Origin of the sequence: Enterobacter sp. S-33 (assembly GCF_028735835.1) — a bacterium.
Taxonomy (GTDB): Bacteria; Pseudomonadota; Gammaproteobacteria; order Enterobacterales; family Enterobacteriaceae; genus Enterobacter; species Enterobacter vonholyi.
The window spans coordinates 2,007,696-2,022,153 of the sequence record NZ_CP117838.1 but is presented as its reverse complement, the minus strand read 5'-3'; the positions used below and the strand labels follow the sequence as shown (position 1 = coordinate 2,022,153).

At 57.2% G+C, this 14,458-nt stretch carries 14 protein-coding genes; 9 read left to right on the top strand and 5 right to left on the bottom strand.

Annotated features, from left to right (window positions below):
- Positions 1-192 precede the first annotated feature (192 nt).
- The 8 genes from puuD (at position 193) to PUP35_RS09555 (ending at position 9,110) form a co-directional block, all read left to right on the top strand.
- The gene (gene puuD, locus PUP35_RS09590; RefSeq protein WP_115876060.1) at positions 193-957 is read left to right on the top strand and encodes a gamma-glutamyl-gamma-aminobutyrate hydrolase; all 765 of its coding nucleotides are present in this window, start codon (positions 193-195) and stop codon (positions 955-957) included.
- Positions 958-982: 25 nt separating this feature from the next.
- Positions 983-1,540, top strand: a complete 558-nt coding sequence (gene puuR / locus PUP35_RS09585; RefSeq protein WP_111965724.1) for an HTH-type transcriptional regulator PuuR — start codon at positions 983-985, stop codon at positions 1,538-1,540.
- Positions 1,541-1,697: 157 nt separating this feature from the next.
- Complete coding sequence (puuC, locus tag PUP35_RS09580) at positions 1,698-3,191, top strand: aldehyde dehydrogenase PuuC (protein WP_274243009.1); 1,494 nt, start codon at positions 1,698-1,700, stop codon at positions 3,189-3,191.
- Complete coding sequence (locus PUP35_RS09575; protein ID WP_274243007.1) at positions 3,188-4,468, top strand: NAD(P)/FAD-dependent oxidoreductase; 1,281 nt, start codon at positions 3,188-3,190, stop codon at positions 4,466-4,468. Before puuC ends, PUP35_RS09575 begins: the two co-directional genes overlap by 4 nt.
- A gap of 25 nt (positions 4,469-4,493) precedes the next feature.
- Positions 4,494-5,765 carry a 4-aminobutyrate transaminase gene (puuE, locus tag PUP35_RS09570; RefSeq protein ID WP_274243005.1) on the top strand — a complete coding sequence of 424 codons (1,272 nt, stop codon included), beginning with the start codon at positions 4,494-4,496 and terminating at the stop codon, positions 5,763-5,765.
- A 151-nt stretch (positions 5,766-5,916) separates the two neighbouring features.
- Positions 5,917-7,404, top strand: coding sequence for a carboxypeptidase M32 (locus tag PUP35_RS09565; protein ID WP_274243004.1), 1,488 nt, complete (start codon positions 5,917-5,919; stop codon positions 7,402-7,404).
- Between the two features lie 230 nt (positions 7,405-7,634).
- Entirely contained in the window at positions 7,635-8,009 is a 375-nt protein-coding gene (gene asr / locus PUP35_RS09560; protein WP_032668244.1) for an acid resistance repetitive basic protein Asr, read from the top strand.
- 279 nt (positions 8,010-8,288) lie between these two features.
- The gene (locus PUP35_RS09555) at positions 8,289-9,110 is read left to right on the top strand and encodes a trypsin-like serine peptidase (protein ID WP_127730589.1); all 822 of its coding nucleotides are present in this window, start codon (positions 8,289-8,291) and stop codon (positions 9,108-9,110) included.
- Position 9,111: 1 nt separating this feature from the next.
- Here PUP35_RS09555 and PUP35_RS09550 read toward each other — a convergent pair whose 3' ends face one another.
- The 4 genes from PUP35_RS09550 to PUP35_RS21980 all read right to left on the bottom strand — a co-directional run bounded on the left by PUP35_RS09550 (position 9,112) and on the right by PUP35_RS21980 (position 12,324).
- Positions 9,112-11,274, bottom strand: coding sequence for a bifunctional diguanylate cyclase/phosphodiesterase (locus PUP35_RS09550; protein WP_274242999.1), 2,163 nt, complete (start codon positions 11,272-11,274; stop codon positions 9,112-9,114).
- 83 nt (positions 11,275-11,357) lie between these two features.
- Positions 11,358-11,687, bottom strand: a complete 330-nt coding sequence (mdtI, locus tag PUP35_RS09545; RefSeq protein WP_045910373.1) for a multidrug/spermidine efflux SMR transporter subunit MdtI — start codon at positions 11,685-11,687, stop codon at positions 11,358-11,360.
- Positions 11,674-12,036, bottom strand: coding sequence for a multidrug/spermidine efflux SMR transporter subunit MdtJ (gene mdtJ / locus PUP35_RS09540; RefSeq protein ID WP_029739354.1), 363 nt, complete (start codon positions 12,034-12,036; stop codon positions 11,674-11,676). Before mdtJ ends, mdtI begins: the two co-directional genes overlap by 14 nt.
- Positions 12,037-12,153: 117 nt before the next feature.
- Complete coding sequence (locus PUP35_RS21980; protein WP_085930315.1) at positions 12,154-12,324, bottom strand: protein YdgV; 171 nt, start codon at positions 12,322-12,324, stop codon at positions 12,154-12,156.
- 133 nt (positions 12,325-12,457) lie between these two features.
- Here PUP35_RS21980 and PUP35_RS09535 point away from each other — a divergent pair, with 133 nt between their 5' ends.
- Positions 12,458-13,492, top strand: a complete 1,035-nt coding sequence (locus tag PUP35_RS09535) for an AI-2E family transporter (protein ID WP_111965717.1) — start codon at positions 12,458-12,460, stop codon at positions 13,490-13,492.
- Positions 13,493-13,495: 3 nt separating this feature from the next.
- Here the strand turns inward: PUP35_RS09535 and PUP35_RS09530 are convergent, their stop codons facing one another.
- A complete protein-coding gene (locus tag PUP35_RS09530; protein ID WP_271367769.1) occupies positions 13,496-14,443 on the bottom strand; it encodes a zinc-dependent alcohol dehydrogenase family protein in 948 nt (315 codons plus the stop codon).
- Positions 14,444-14,458: the final 15 nt, after the last annotated feature.

Below are 14,458 nucleotides of genomic sequence, written 5' to 3'. Positions count from 1 at the left end.
TTGCGTTCGCTGCTCTGGACTGTCAAATATAATGTCCACCCTATCGAATCTGTATGCAAATAAATTGTTTGTCAAATGTTAAATTAAGTTTGCAAAAGGCAGATCCCGTTGCTAGATTGAGAAAATATTGAACGAAAAGGCCGTTTATCAGGCGAAAATGGCCTAAATTTAGTCCACTTTGTGAGGGCGATCATGGAAAATATAATGAACAAGCCAGTTATTGGCGTGGTGATGTGTAGAAACAGGCTTAAGGGTCATGAGACCCAGACCCTGCAAGAAAAGTACCTGAATGCCATTATTAACGCGGGGGGTTTACCAATTGCCTTACCGCATGCGCTGGCAGAGCCAGAGCTGCTCACCGCTCTGCTCCCAACCCTGGACGGGATTTACCTGCCGGGCAGCCCAAGTAACGTGCAGCCGCACCTTTATGGTGAAAACGGCGATGAGCCTAACGCCGATCCCGGGCGAGATCTTCTGAGTATGGCGCTGATTGCCGCCGCGCTCGAAAGGCGCATCCCCATTTTCGCCATCTGCCGGGGGCTGCAGGAGCTGGTTGTTGCGACGGGGGGGACGCTGTATCGCCGCCTGTTCGAGCAGAACGACCTGCTCGAGCACCGGGAAGATCCTGAACTGCCGGTTGAGCTACAATACGCTCCGTCTCATGAAGTTCAGGTTCAGGAGGGAGGACTGCTGTCTCAATTAATACCAGGCTGTAACACATTTTGGGTAAACTCGTTACACGGGCAAGGTGCACGAACGTTAGGAGCACGGCTTCGCGTGGAGGCCCGCTCGACGGATGGGCTGGTCGAGGCGGTCAGCGTTCATGACCACCCTTTTGCCCTCGGCGTGCAATGGCACCCCGAATGGAACAGCAGCGAGTACGCCCTGTCCCGTATGTTGTTTGAAGGTTTTATCACCGCCTGTCAAAGCCACATTGCCGAGAAGCAACGGCTTTGACCACTACCGTAAAGGAAATGCAACTATGAGCGATGACGGACTGGCGCCAGGGAAACGTCTGTCGGAGATCCGCCAGCAGCTGGGTCTCTCGCAGCGGCGTGCCGCCGAACTGTCTGGGTTAACACACAGTGCCATCAGCACCATTGAGCAGGACAAAGTCAGTCCTGCTATCAGTACGCTGCAAAAGCTGCTGAAAGTCTATGGGCTGTCGCTCTCGGAATTCTTTTCGGAACCGGAAAAACCTGATGAACCGCAGGTGGTTATTAATCAGGAAGACCTTATCGAAATAGGCAGTCAGGGAGTTTCGATGAAGCTGGTTCATAACGGAAATCCGAACCGTACGCTGGCGATGATTTTTGAAACTTACCAGCCTGGAACCACGACCGGAGAGAGGATCAAACATCAGGGTGAGGAGATCGGTACGATACTGGAAGGTGAAATATTGCTGACCATTAATGGCCAGCAATATCACCTGGTTGCGGGGCAAAGCTATGCCATCAATACCGGCATACCGCACAGCTTCAGCAACACCTCGGCAGGCGTCTGCCGCATTATCAGTGCCCACACCCCCACCACGTTCTAATTACCACTCAGTCCCGGCGTAAGCGCGCTTACGCCGGGAAATATAAAAACGATCGCTGTCGGCATTTAACGGGTTAATTCCCGGGATGCCCCACGGTTTCGTATTGCCTGAAACGGCCATGCCTTTATTTATCTGATTGCGAAAGAAAGGAGTGAATATGCATTTTCAGCACCTGACTTACTGGCAGGATAAAGCAAAAAACAGCGCCATTGAGACCCGGTTATTTATTAACGGTGTCTATTGTGACGCCGCCGATAACACCACGTTTGCAACCGTCAATCCCGCGACCCAGCAGACGCTGGCGAACGTCGCCCGGGGCAAGCAGGCGGACGTGGACCGCGCGGTTCAGGCCGCGCGTGAGGTATTTGAGCGCGGTGACTGGTCGCAGGCGTCTCCGGCGCAGCGCAAGGCCGTGCTAAATAAGCTCGCCAATTTGATGGAACGCCATAGCGAAGAGCTGGCCTTACTGGAAACGCTGGACACCGGTAAACCCATCCGCCACAGCCTGCGCGACGATATTCCCGGCGCGGCGCGCGCCATTCGCTGGTACGCCGAAGCGGCGGATAAAGTCTACGGCGAAGTGGCGCCTACGGGTCCGGGCGAGCTGGCGATGATCGTGCGCGAGCCCATCGGGGTTGTCGCGGCCATCGTCCCCTGGAACTTCCCGCTGCTGCTGGCCTGCTGGAAGCTGGGCCCGGCGCTGATCGCGGGCAATAGCGTGGTATTAAAACCGTCGGAGAAATCCCCCCTCACCGCCCTGCGGCTGGCCGGGCTGGCGAAAGAGGCGGGCCTGCCGGACGGCGTGCTGAACGTGATAAGCGGTTACGGCCACGAAGCGGGCCAGGCGCTGGCATTGCATCCGGAGGTTGAGGTGCTGACGTTTACCGGCTCTACCCGTACCGGCAAGCAGCTGTTGAAGGACGCAGGCGAAAGTAACATGAAGCGCGTCTGGCTGGAGGCTGGCGGCAAGAGCGCCAACATTATCTTTGCCGACTGTCCGGACCTGGACAAGGCCGTGAGCGCGACCGCCGCCGGGATTTTTTATAACCAGGGTCAAGTCTGTATCGCCGGCACCCGCCTGCTGCTCGAAGACAGCATCGCCGATGACTTCCTGGCGAGGCTGAAGGCGCAGGCCCGCCACTGGCAGCCGTGCGATCCGCTCGACCCCAACAGCACGATGGGCATGCTCATCGACGCTGCGCACGCCGATACCGTCCACACGTTCATTCGCGAGGGAACCCGGAAAGGCACGCTTCTGCTTGACGGGCGGGAACAATCATGGCCTTCCGCAGTCGGTCCAACCATTTTTGTCGACATCGACCCCGCCTCCCCGCTGTGCCGGGAAGAAATTTTCGGGCCGGTGCTGGTCGTCACCCGTTTTAAATCCGAAGAGGAAGCCTTAACGCTGGCCAACGACAGTGAATACGGGCTTGGCGCGGCGGTATGGACCCGCGATCTTTCCCGCGCGCACCGCATGAGCCGCCGCCTGAAGGCCGGCTCGGTCTTCGTCAATAACTATAACGACGGTGATATGACCGTTCCCTTTGGCGGCTATAAGCAGAGCGGCAACGGTCGCGATAAGTCCCTGCACGCGCTGGAAAAATTTACCGAACTGAAAACCATCTGGATTGCCCTGGAGCCTCAATCATGACCGAACATACCACCAGCTACTACGCGGCCAGCGCGAACGCTTACGAACCCTTCCCGACGCTTAACGAGTCGATCAGCTGTGACGTGTGCGTGGTGGGCGGCGGCTATACCGGCCTCTCCTCCGCGCTGCATCTCGCCGAAATGGGCTATGACGTGGTGCTCCTTGAAGGGGCGCGCATCGGCTTCGGCGCCAGCGGACGCAACGGCGGCCAGCTGGTTAACTCCTACAGCCGCGATATCGACGTGATCGAGAAAAACTACGGGCCCGATGCCGCCAGAATGCTCGGGAGCATGATGTTTGAAGGCGGGGAAATCATCCGGGAACGCATCCAGCGCTATCAGATCCAGTGCGACTATCGTCCCGGCGGGCTGTTTGTGGCGCTTAACCATAAGCAGCTGGAGACGCTGGAGGAGCAAAAAGCCAACTGGGAACGCTACGGCAACACGCAGCTGGAGTTGCTGGACGCCAGCGCCATTCGCCGGGAAGTCGACAGCGAACGCTATACCGGCGCGCTGCTGGACCGCAGCGGTGGGCATATTCATCCGCTGAACCTGGCGATCGGTGAAGCGGACGCCATTCGCCTGAACGGCGGGCGGGTATATGAGCAGTCCCCGGTGACCGCCATTCAGCACACCAGCCCGGCCGTGGTGAGCACGCAGCATGGCCAGGTGACGGCCCGCTACGTGATCGTCGCCGGGAATGCCTATCTCGGCGATAAGATCGAACCGGAACTGGCAAAACGCAGCATGCCCTGCGGCACCCAGGTTGTAACCACCGCCCCGCTGGCGGAAGAGGTCGCCCGCACGCTGATCCCCAATAACTACTGCGTGGAAGATTGTAACTACCTGCTGGATTACTACCGTCTCACCGCCGACAACCGCCTGCTGTACGGCGGTGGCGTAGTGTATGGCGCGCGCGATCCGGACGATGTCGAGCGCCTGGTGATGCCAAAGCTGCTGAAAACCTTCCCTCAGCTGGCAGGCGTCAAAATCGACTACCGCTGGACGGGCAACTTCCTGCTGACCCTGTCCCGTATGCCGCAGTTTGGTCGTCTGGATAAAAACATCTATTACATGCAGGGCTACAGCGGCCACGGCGTGACCTGCACCCACCTGGCCGGACGGCTGATCTCGGAACTGTTGCGCGGCGACGCCGAGCGCTTTGATGCGTTTGCTAACCTCCCGCACTACCCCTTCCCGGGCGGCCGCAGCCTGCGGATTCCATTTACGGCGATGGGCGCGGCGTACTACAGCCTGCGCGATCGTCTTGGCGTATGATCGTTTCGACAAAAGGGTATCTGACATGAGTAACCAGGAATTTCATCAGCGCAGACTTTCTGCCACCCCGCGCGGCGTAGGCGTAATGTGTGATTTCTTTGCCCGCACGGCGGAGAATGCCACGCTTACCGACGTGGAAGGCAACGACTATATTGATTTCGCCGCCGGGATCGCGGTACTGAACACCGGCCATCGCCATCCTGAACTGGTGGCCGCAGTGGAAAAACAGCTTCACCAGTTCACCCACACGGCCTACCAGATTGTGCCGTATGAAAGCTACGTTTCATTAGCCGAAAAGCTTAACGAGCTGGCCCCGGTGCAGAGCCCGGCCAAAACGGCGTTCTTCACAACGGGCGCGGAAGCGGTAGAAAATGCCATTAAAATCGCCCGGGCCCACACCGGCAGACCGGGCGTGATTGCCTTCGGGGGAGGCTTTCACGGCCGCACCTATATGACCATGGCGTTAACCGGCAAGGTCGCGCCTTACAAGCTGGGATTTGGCCCCTTCCCGGGGTCGGTTTATCACGTGCCGTATCCCTCCGAGCTGCACGGCATCACGACGCAGGATGCCATCACGGCGATAGAGCGCCTGTTCAAAGCGGATATTGAGGCGAAACAAGTAGCGGCGATTATTTTTGAACCCATCCAGGGTGAAGGCGGATTCAACGTCGCCCCACCAGAGCTGGTGTCCGCCATCCGCCGCATCTGTGATGAGCACGGGATCGTGATGATTGCCGACGAAGTGCAGAGCGGCTTCGCCCGAACGGGTAAGCTGTTTGCCATGGAACACTACGCGGACAAACCCGACCTGATGACGATGGCTAAAAGCCTGGCAGGCGGAATGCCGCTGTCCGGCGTGGTGGGCCGCGCCGAAATCATGGACGCGCCGGCTCCCGGCGGCCTGGGGGGAACCTATGCCGGCAACCCGCTTGCGGTGGCCGCCGCGCACGCGGTGCTGAATATTATCGACAACGAGTCACTGTGCGCGCGCGCCCGTCAGCTGGGCGATCGGCTGAAAGCCACGCTGGAGGAGATTCAGGGCACCTTCCCTGCGCTCGTGGCGATAAGGGGAAGAGGATCGATGATCGCGGCGGAGTTTTTTGATCCCGAGAGCCGTGAACCTTCGGCCGCCATTGCGCAGGCGATCCAGCAAAAGGCGCTCGCCCAGGGCCTGCTGTTGTTGATCTGCGGCCAGTACGGCAACGTGATCCGCTTCCTTTATCCGCTGACCATTCCGGATGCTCAGTTCAACCAGGCGCTGGCAATCCTGCAACAGGTTATGCGCGATAAGTCCTGAGTGCCCACCAAAAACCGTCTCCCGGAATGCCGGGGACGGTTTTCTACGGAGGAGATCGGCACAGATTTCCTCCGTGTGGGAAATGTTGGGGAATTTGCTCGGTTTCATTGTATGCTCCCTGAAACACATCCCCGGCATGAGGAAATAAGAATTGCAAAAAACATCAGCCTATCAGTCACTTGTGAAAGCCTTCCAGCGTCTCTCCCGCTTCTCGCACCTCTCCTCCATCGCCAGCTGGGACATGTTCACCATGATGCCGCCCGGCGGCAGCGCCGCGCGCGGCGAGGCGCTGGCAGAGATGAGCGTCCTGCAGCACCAGCTCCTGACCGATAAAAAAGTCGGCGACCTGTTAGCGGCGGCGGCAGGAGAAGATCTGAATGACGTCGAACAGGCCAACCTGCGCGAAATGACGCGCCACTACCAGCAGGCGACCCTGCTGCCGGAATCGCTGGTGGAAGCCAAATCCCTGGCGGGCAGCAGGTGTGAACACGCCTGGCGTACTCAGCGCCCCGCCAACGACTGGCAGGGCTTTTCCGCCAACCTGAAAGAGGTGGTTAAACTCAGCCGCGAAGAGGCTCGCCTGCGGGCTGAAGCCAAAGGCTGTACGCCGTACGACGCGCTGCTGGACATTTTTGAACCCGACATGACCAGCGCGCGTCTGGACGTTCTGTTCGCCGACATGAAGTCCTGGTTGCCGGACCTGCTGGCAAGCGTGGTGGAAAAACAGGCTCAGCGGTCATTTATTCCCCCGCAGGGTCCCTTCCCGACGGCAACACAGCGTGAACTGGGCCTGGAAGCCATGAAGATGCTCGGCTTCGATTTTAACGGCGGTCGCCTCGACGTGAGTGCGCACCCGTTCTGCGGCGGCGTACCGGAAGACGTGCGCATCACCACGCGCTACGACGAGGATGAACTGCTCAGCGCGCTGTTTGGCGTAATCCACGAAACCGGACACGCGCGCTACGAACAAAACCTGCCGCGCGCGTGGGCAGGACAGCCGATTGCGCTGGCCCGCTCAACCGCGATCCATGAATCGCAGAGCCTGTTCTTTGAGATGCAGCTGGGACGGAGTGAAGCCTTCCTCAAACATCTTCTCCCTGCGGTGCACGCTCGTTTTGGCAGCCAGGCGGCGTTCAGCGAAGAGAACTTTATTGCCTGGAACCAGCGCGTGAAGCCGGGCTATATCCGCGTCGATGCGGACGAAGTGAGCTACCCGGCGCACGTGGTGCTGCGCTATGAGATTGAGCGGGCGCTGATCAACGGCGAGATTGGGGTAGACGATATTCCCGCCCTGTGGGACGAGAAAATGCAGGCCTGGCTCGGGTTGTCCACCAAAGACAACTACCGCAACGGCTGCATGCAGGATATCCACTGGACCGACGGCGGTTTTGGCTACTTCCCGTCATATACGCTGGGGGCCATGTATGCCGCACAGCTGTTCCACGCCGCGAAAACGGCGCTTCCGGGTCTGCAGGCCTCCATCGCTGAGGGCGATTTTTCCGCACTCTTTGAGTGGCTGCGCCAGAACATCTGGCAGCACGGCAGTCGCTTCAGCACGTCGCAGTTAATCACCCAGGCGACGGGTGAAGATCTGAATATCCGTTACTTCCGCGAGCATCTGACCTCCCGTTATTTGTAATCTGTTTGGCCGGGGGTGAGGGACCTCAGGTAAAAGAGCCGTATGTTCCCCCTCACCCCAGCCCGTACCCCCTCATGGGAGAGGGAGCCGTCTGTGCAGGACCCCGGCAATGTACATATGGTTACACGCCGATACCAATCACTCACGGAAACCCCGAATTTACAGGGATATAGTTATTTCAACGGCCCCGCAGTGGGGTTAAATGAAAAACCAAATTCGAGGGTATGAACATGAAAAAAGTATTAGCTCTGGTTGTTGCCGCTGCTATGGGTCTGTCTTCTGCTGCGTTCGCTGCTGAAACTACTGCTGCACCGGCTGCTGCGGCACCTGCTGCAACGACCACCGCGGCGCCAGCAAAAACTGTCCATCACAAGAAACATCATAAAGCCGCTAAACCGGCTGTAGAGCAGAAAGCTCAGGCTGCTAAAAAGCACCACAAAAAAGCGACCAAACCGGCTGTAGAACAGAAAGCTCAGGCTGCTAAAAAGCATCACAAAAAAGCGACCAAACCGGCTGTAGAACAGAAAGCTCAGGCTGCTAAAAAGCATCACAAAAAAGCAGTAAAACACGAAGCTGCTAAACCAGCTGCACAGCCAGCTGCGTAAGAGTACAAGCTTAACCGTGCACTTCGGGGCACGTTGGTAAACCGGCGCTGAACCGGACAGGTTCCGCGCCGTTTTTTTTATCCGGAGGGCGTATGCTGCGACGCTATCGGTTTGAGCTGATTCTGATCCTGCTTATTTTATGCGCGCTCATTGCCAGCCATTTTTATCTTTCCTGATTGTAGCACGCTGATTTTACTCCCACTTTAGCGCTGTCCCGTCTATAGTATTTTCATAGGGTTCACTTTTAATAATCATAATTACCCCCCACCAGAGTGAGATATGCGTAAATCTGTTGTGTTGTTACTGGGAACGTTTGGTCTTTTTTCTGGATTCTCACATGCGGATGATGGCGGTGATGACACCATTAGCGCGAAAGAGCTCAAGACGCTTTTTTTCAATCATGACGACCGCACGCGCGTCACCGATCCCACCCAGGCGCCCTGGGATGCTATAGGTCAACTGGAAACCGCCAGCGGTAACTTATGTACTGCGACGTTGATCACCCCTCAGCTTGCCCTGACGGCAGGCCACTGTCTGTTAACGCCGCCAAACGGCAAGCCGGATAAAGCGGTGGCCTTGCGGTTTGTGTCGCAAAAAGGGACCTGGCGCTATGAAATCCACGGTATTGAAGGCCGTGTCGATCCGTCTCTCGGCAAACGCCTGAAGCCGGATGGTGACGGCTGGATCGTGCCACCGGCGGCCGCCTCATGGGACTTTGGCCTGATCGTTTTGCGCTACCCCCCTTCCGGCATTACGCCGCTGCCGTTATTTGACGGCGACAAAGACGCACTCACCGCCGCCCTGAAAGCCGCTGACCGAAAGGTGACGCAGTCCGGCTATCCTGTCGACCATCTGGATACGCTTTACACCCACACCGACTGTATTGTGACGGGCTGGGCGCAAAACAGCGTACTTTCGCACCAGTGCGATACGTTGCCGGGTGACAGTGGCTCACCGCTAATGCTGAAAACAGATAACGGCTGGCAGTTGATTGGCGTGCAGAGCTCTGCACCGGCGGCGAAAGATCGCTGGCGCGCAGATAACCGGGCCTTGTCCGTGACCGGTTTTCGCGACAAGCTGGAAGCGCTGGCACAGCAATAAATCAGCATCGTCTGACCTGATGTAGTGCCCTGATTGACTCAATCGGCATCGGCTGGCTGAACCAAAAACCCTGCAGTTGATCGCAGCCAGCCAGCCGCAGCAGTTTCATTTGCTTCTCGGTTTCCACCCCTTCGGCGACCACCGCCATCCCCAGCGCGTTGGCGATCCGCACCGTGCCGCTCACCAGCGCGGCTGCCTGTTCATCGTTGTCCACCAGCCCGGCCAGGGATTTATCGATCTTGATGGTGTCGAAGTTAAAACGCCGCAAATAGCCAATGCTGGAATAGCCGGTGCCAAAGTCATCCAGCGCCACCGCGGTACCCAGCGCTTTAAGATTGGCTATTGCCATGCGGGCACGATCCGGATTTTCCAGCACATAGCTCTCCGTTACCTCAAGCTGCAGCCGGTGGGCCGGGAAACGGGTACTCTCCAGCACGCTGGCCACTTTGTCTTCGAAGGCGGGATCGCGAAATTGCGCGGGAGAGATATTAACGGAAAGCTTTAAGTCACCGTATGGCTGGAGATCCTGACAGGCGCGCTGCAACACAAACTGGCCCAGTTTGTAAATCAGACCGCTGGTCTCCGCGATGGCGATGAAGGTATCCGGGCCCAGCGGCCCTTCCGGGCGACGCGGCCAGCGGACCAACGCTTCGACGCTGCTCATTGTCTGAGTGCGGGCGTCAACGATCGGCTGATACCAGACCTCAAACTCATCGCGCTCCAGACCGCTACGGATCTGATTTTCAATCGCCAGCTTGCGTTCCCGGACGCTGTTCAGCTCCGCATCGTAGTGGGTAATCCGCCCTTTCCCACTCATTTTGGCGTGATACATGGCAATATCGGCGCGGCGAAACAGTTCTGAGCTGGTGCATTCAATCAGAGTTCCGCTGGCGATACCGATGCTGGCCCCGATATGGATCGTGCGTTCCCCCAGCTGAACCGGGGTGGCGAGGTAATCCAGCACCGAAACGGCAAACGCGGTGGCTCGGGCCTCTGCATCATCACCGCCGATTGTCATGGCAAACTCATCCCCGCCCATGCGGGCCAGCATCCCGCCCGGCGGCACCCGTTCACTCAGCGTTTTCGCAATCGCCACGATGAGATCGTCCCCCACGCTGTGGCCGTAGATATCATTCACATCTTTAAAACCATCCAGATCGATAAACACCACGCTTTTGACGTCGATATCTCCGCGTAAGCTCACCCGATCCAGCGCCTCGATAAGCGCTCGCCGGTTCGGCAGATGGCTTAACCAGTCCGTTCTGGCCACCAGACGTGCCTGGCTTTCTCCTCGCGCAAGCTTGTACAGCCCCACGCTGCTCACCAGAATAAAGAGCAGGATCAGAGCCGATGCCAGCACAACAATCTGCGTGATATCAGAGGATGCCGCCCGGGCGGCCTGCGCCCCTGGAAGCCGCGCCTGCCAGTTCAGATAGCCCAGCAGCTCCCCAGCCGAACTGCGCAGCGGCATACTCATCTCGTTAACTTTATCGGGCGTAAAGTGAAGGTTATCGATCTGAAAGGTCGCCCCCAGGTCGGATAAGATTCTGGCGTTCAGATGACGGGTAATCACCAGATAGCGGCGCGTTCCGTCGGTAACCTGTAATCTTCCGACCATTGGGCGAATCAGCCCAATGCCCACAAAGGCAACGCCGCTTCGCGTTTTGCTGATCCCGGCATAGATATTTTTATCGCCTGATAAGGCGCGCGCGTGCTGAGCAATAAGGGCTTTCAGCCCCTTACCGAAAAAATCGAGATTCGTCTCCTGAAAAGGCTGACTTTTAAACGATCCCCAGAGGACGTTGAAATGTTCATCCAGCACGAAGGTGCCGTCATAGAGGTTATTAATTTTAAAGCCGGTGCCCCAGGAGTCGTAGAGCCAGTCGGTATTAAGCGTGGGACGGTAGGCTTCCCGCACAGCATCGTCCCAGACGGCGTTGTCAAGCACCAGAGATGAGACGCGGTTAACCGATGTCTGAATAGCCCCCTGCACGGAAAGCGCCGTGCGGTGTTCATCAATTTCATTGGTTTTGGTGCTGATAAGATTCAGGGAAAGATAGAGGAGTGCGACGACGGAAATGATTAAGCCGATGCCCGCCATAAAGACCATGGCAAACAACGTTCTCGCATTGGGAATATTGCGCCAGCTTAATGTGCGATACATCAGCCATCCTCTTCATGTTTTGCTTTTCTAAGCGTAATACAGGCAGCGAATTTCGCTGCCTGTAAAGGATGGCTTTATGACCGTCAGGCGAGTTTTATCATGATCATGCCGGCAAGAAGCAGGATGAGCCCCATCCAGCCCTTGTTATTTAAGCGCTGGCCGAAGAGCACCCAGCCTGCAGCCAGCGTGGCGGCGATACCAAAACCGCCCCACAACGCATAGGCGACCGAAAGATCGATACCTTTTACCGCCTGGGACAGCGCGCTGAACGCCCCCAGAACCGCCGCAATTGACATCAGGCCGTAGAATTTACGACGAAAACCATCGGAGAATTTCAGCAGAACGTTCGCCAGGATCTCAAGCACGATGGCGAACCCCAGCCAGGCCGCATGAACCCACTCAAACTGTTGCATGGTTCTGCTCCTTCTGCTGTTTGCCAGGTTTACGGGTACCGGACTTAATCAGCACAATACCCGCGACCAGCGTCGTTAAACCGGCGACCTTCATTGTTGTTAATGTTTCGTCAAATATCAGCACGCTGAACAGCGTAATCAACAAAATACCGATCCCCTCCCACAGGGCATACGCGACGCCCAGCGCAATTTTTTTCACTGCAAACGAGAGGAAAATATAAGACAGTGAAATCATCACCAGCATCAAAATAAAACCGGTGTTGCCATCGCTGACGCTTGCCCACTTCATAGACAGCGTGCCGGTAATTTCAGCGATAATAGCCAGCGCTAATAAAATCCAGTAAAACATGTTTTTCTCCTGCTTGAGAATATAATCCATCGTGGCCCGCTGCGTGCAGCAAACCCAAAAATAAGAATTGAAATCAGACAGCTAAGCGCTTAGCGCCAGCTCAGGCAGAAGAAATGACTATAGTGCGGTGCGCCAGTGTTGCTCACCAGAAAGCAGGCAGAAAGAAGTGGAGTATACAGCAGTATTGTTTGAAGAGTACGTCCTGAACATATTGTCCATAAAATTACAATTATCCGCGTTGTTGCTTCTCGTCTTTGCGGATGAAAATTGTCCTCGGTAGTTAAACACACCGAATTTGTACCATAAGCCAGGATTTTACTCAAAGTCTTTGCAATTCTTTACCCACTCCGTTTGATTTTGGTTAGTTTATTGCAAAGCCTTTCACCTTTATTATAAATATAAAGAAAATTTCGGAGTCACCATGGCTAAACCCATCATTACCCTGAACGGGTTAAAAATTGTCATCATGCTGGGCATGCTGGTGATCATATTGACAGGCGTGCGCTTCGCCGCCGACATTATTGTGCCCTTTATTCTGGCCCTGTTTATTGCGGTGATCCTCAACCCGCTGGTGCAGCGCATGACGCGGCTACGCATTCCGCGCGTGCTGGCCATCACGCTGCTTATCAGCATCATTATTGTGGCGATGGTACTGCTGGTGGCTTATCTGGGTACCTCGCTCAATGAACTGGCGCGAACGCTGCCAAAATACCGCTCTTCGCTGGCTATCCCCCTGCTGCAGCTGGAGCCCTGGCTGCAGCGGGCGGGTATCGAAGTCTCGGTGGAAGAACTGCTGAAATATATCGACCCCAACGCGGCGATGACGATCGTCACCAGCCTGCTGGCGCAGCTTTCCAATGCCATGACCTCCATTTTCCTGCTGTTTTTAACGGTGGTTTTCATGCTGCTGGAGGTGCCGCAGCTGCCAGCAAAGCTGCAGCAGATGATGGTCCGTCCGGTCGAAGGAATGGGGGCGATTCAACGCGCGCTGGACAGCGTTTCCCGCTATCTGGTGCTGAAAACCGCCATTAGCCTGGTGACGGGCGTTGTCGTCTGGTTGATGCTTCTGGCGCTGGACGTTCGCTTTGCATTTGTCTGGGGGTTGCTGGCGTTTGCGCTCAACTACATTCCCAACATTGGCTCCGTGCTGGCGGCGATCCCCCCTATCCTCCAGGTGCTGGTTTTCAGCGGGCTTTATGACGCGCTGATCCTGCTTGCCGGATACCTGGTCATCAATCTTGTGTTCGGTAACATTCTTGAGCCACGCATGATGGGTCGCGGCCTGGGGCTCTCCACGCTGGTGGTCTTTTTGTCCCTGATATTCTGGGGCTGGCTGCTCGGGCCCGTTGGGATGCTGCTCTCCGTCCCGCTAACCATTATCGTCAAGATTGGTCTGGAACAGACGGCAGGCGGGCAAAGTATCGCCGTGCTGCTGAGCGATATGAGCCATAAATAGCGCTCAGTCCTCCATCGACAGGAGGGGCTTGCGGGTCCTTCCACCTTCACGATAAGCGCTGAGCGCCCTCTGCCACTCCGCCAGCGGGTACACCGTAACGTCGCTGTACTCACTGCCAGGCAACCTCAGCCAGATGCGCTCGAACTCCGCGCGCCACGCCTCAACGCCGAGCGCATCCAGACCGTTTCGGATATGGAACCACGCCACGCGCGGCGCAGGCCGCCGCTGTGTAAAGGCTTGCCCGGAGAGCAGCCCGTAGCAGACAAACATGCCCTGCTCGGGCATCACGCTGAGGATCGCTTCCGCAAGCGGTCCGCCGATGGCATCGTAGACGATATCGCTACGGGCGGCGACGATGCCGATTCTGTTTGCGTCATGCTGCGCGACAGGCGTGATGCCCATCGCTTCCAGCCGTTCAGCATGCACGGCAGAACGGTGAATGCCATACACCGCTTCCGCCCCCGCCTGACGCGCCCACTGCCCCAGCAGAATGGCGCAATCCGATCCGGCAGCCGTGAGCAAGACCCGCTTTCCACGAGGCGGGTAGCGGGTCAGCATCATCTGCGCCGCCAGCGGGTTGATATAGGCCCGCGCGGCCAGCTGTGCGTCGACGGTGTCCGGAACGGGTATCGCATACTCTGCCGGGCAATCAACATAGCGCTGCCAGGTTCCCTGACCGCGCAGCGGCAGGACGCGCTGACCCACCAGATGCTTAAACGAGGCGGGCGCCTCGATGACAACCCCAACACCTTCATACCCCGCGATCGCCGGTAACGGGGTTCGGTGGCGATAGGCGCCGGTGATGGGAATAAGATCGGACGCGTTCACCGGAGAAAACAGCATCCGCACGCGGAGCTGTCCCGGCGCAAGCGCGCCCGGGGGCGTGGTTTCAGGTTGCAGAACGGTTTCTGGCTCGCCAAAACGGCGATACCAGAGGGCCAGATTTTCCATTACGATCTCAAGGCT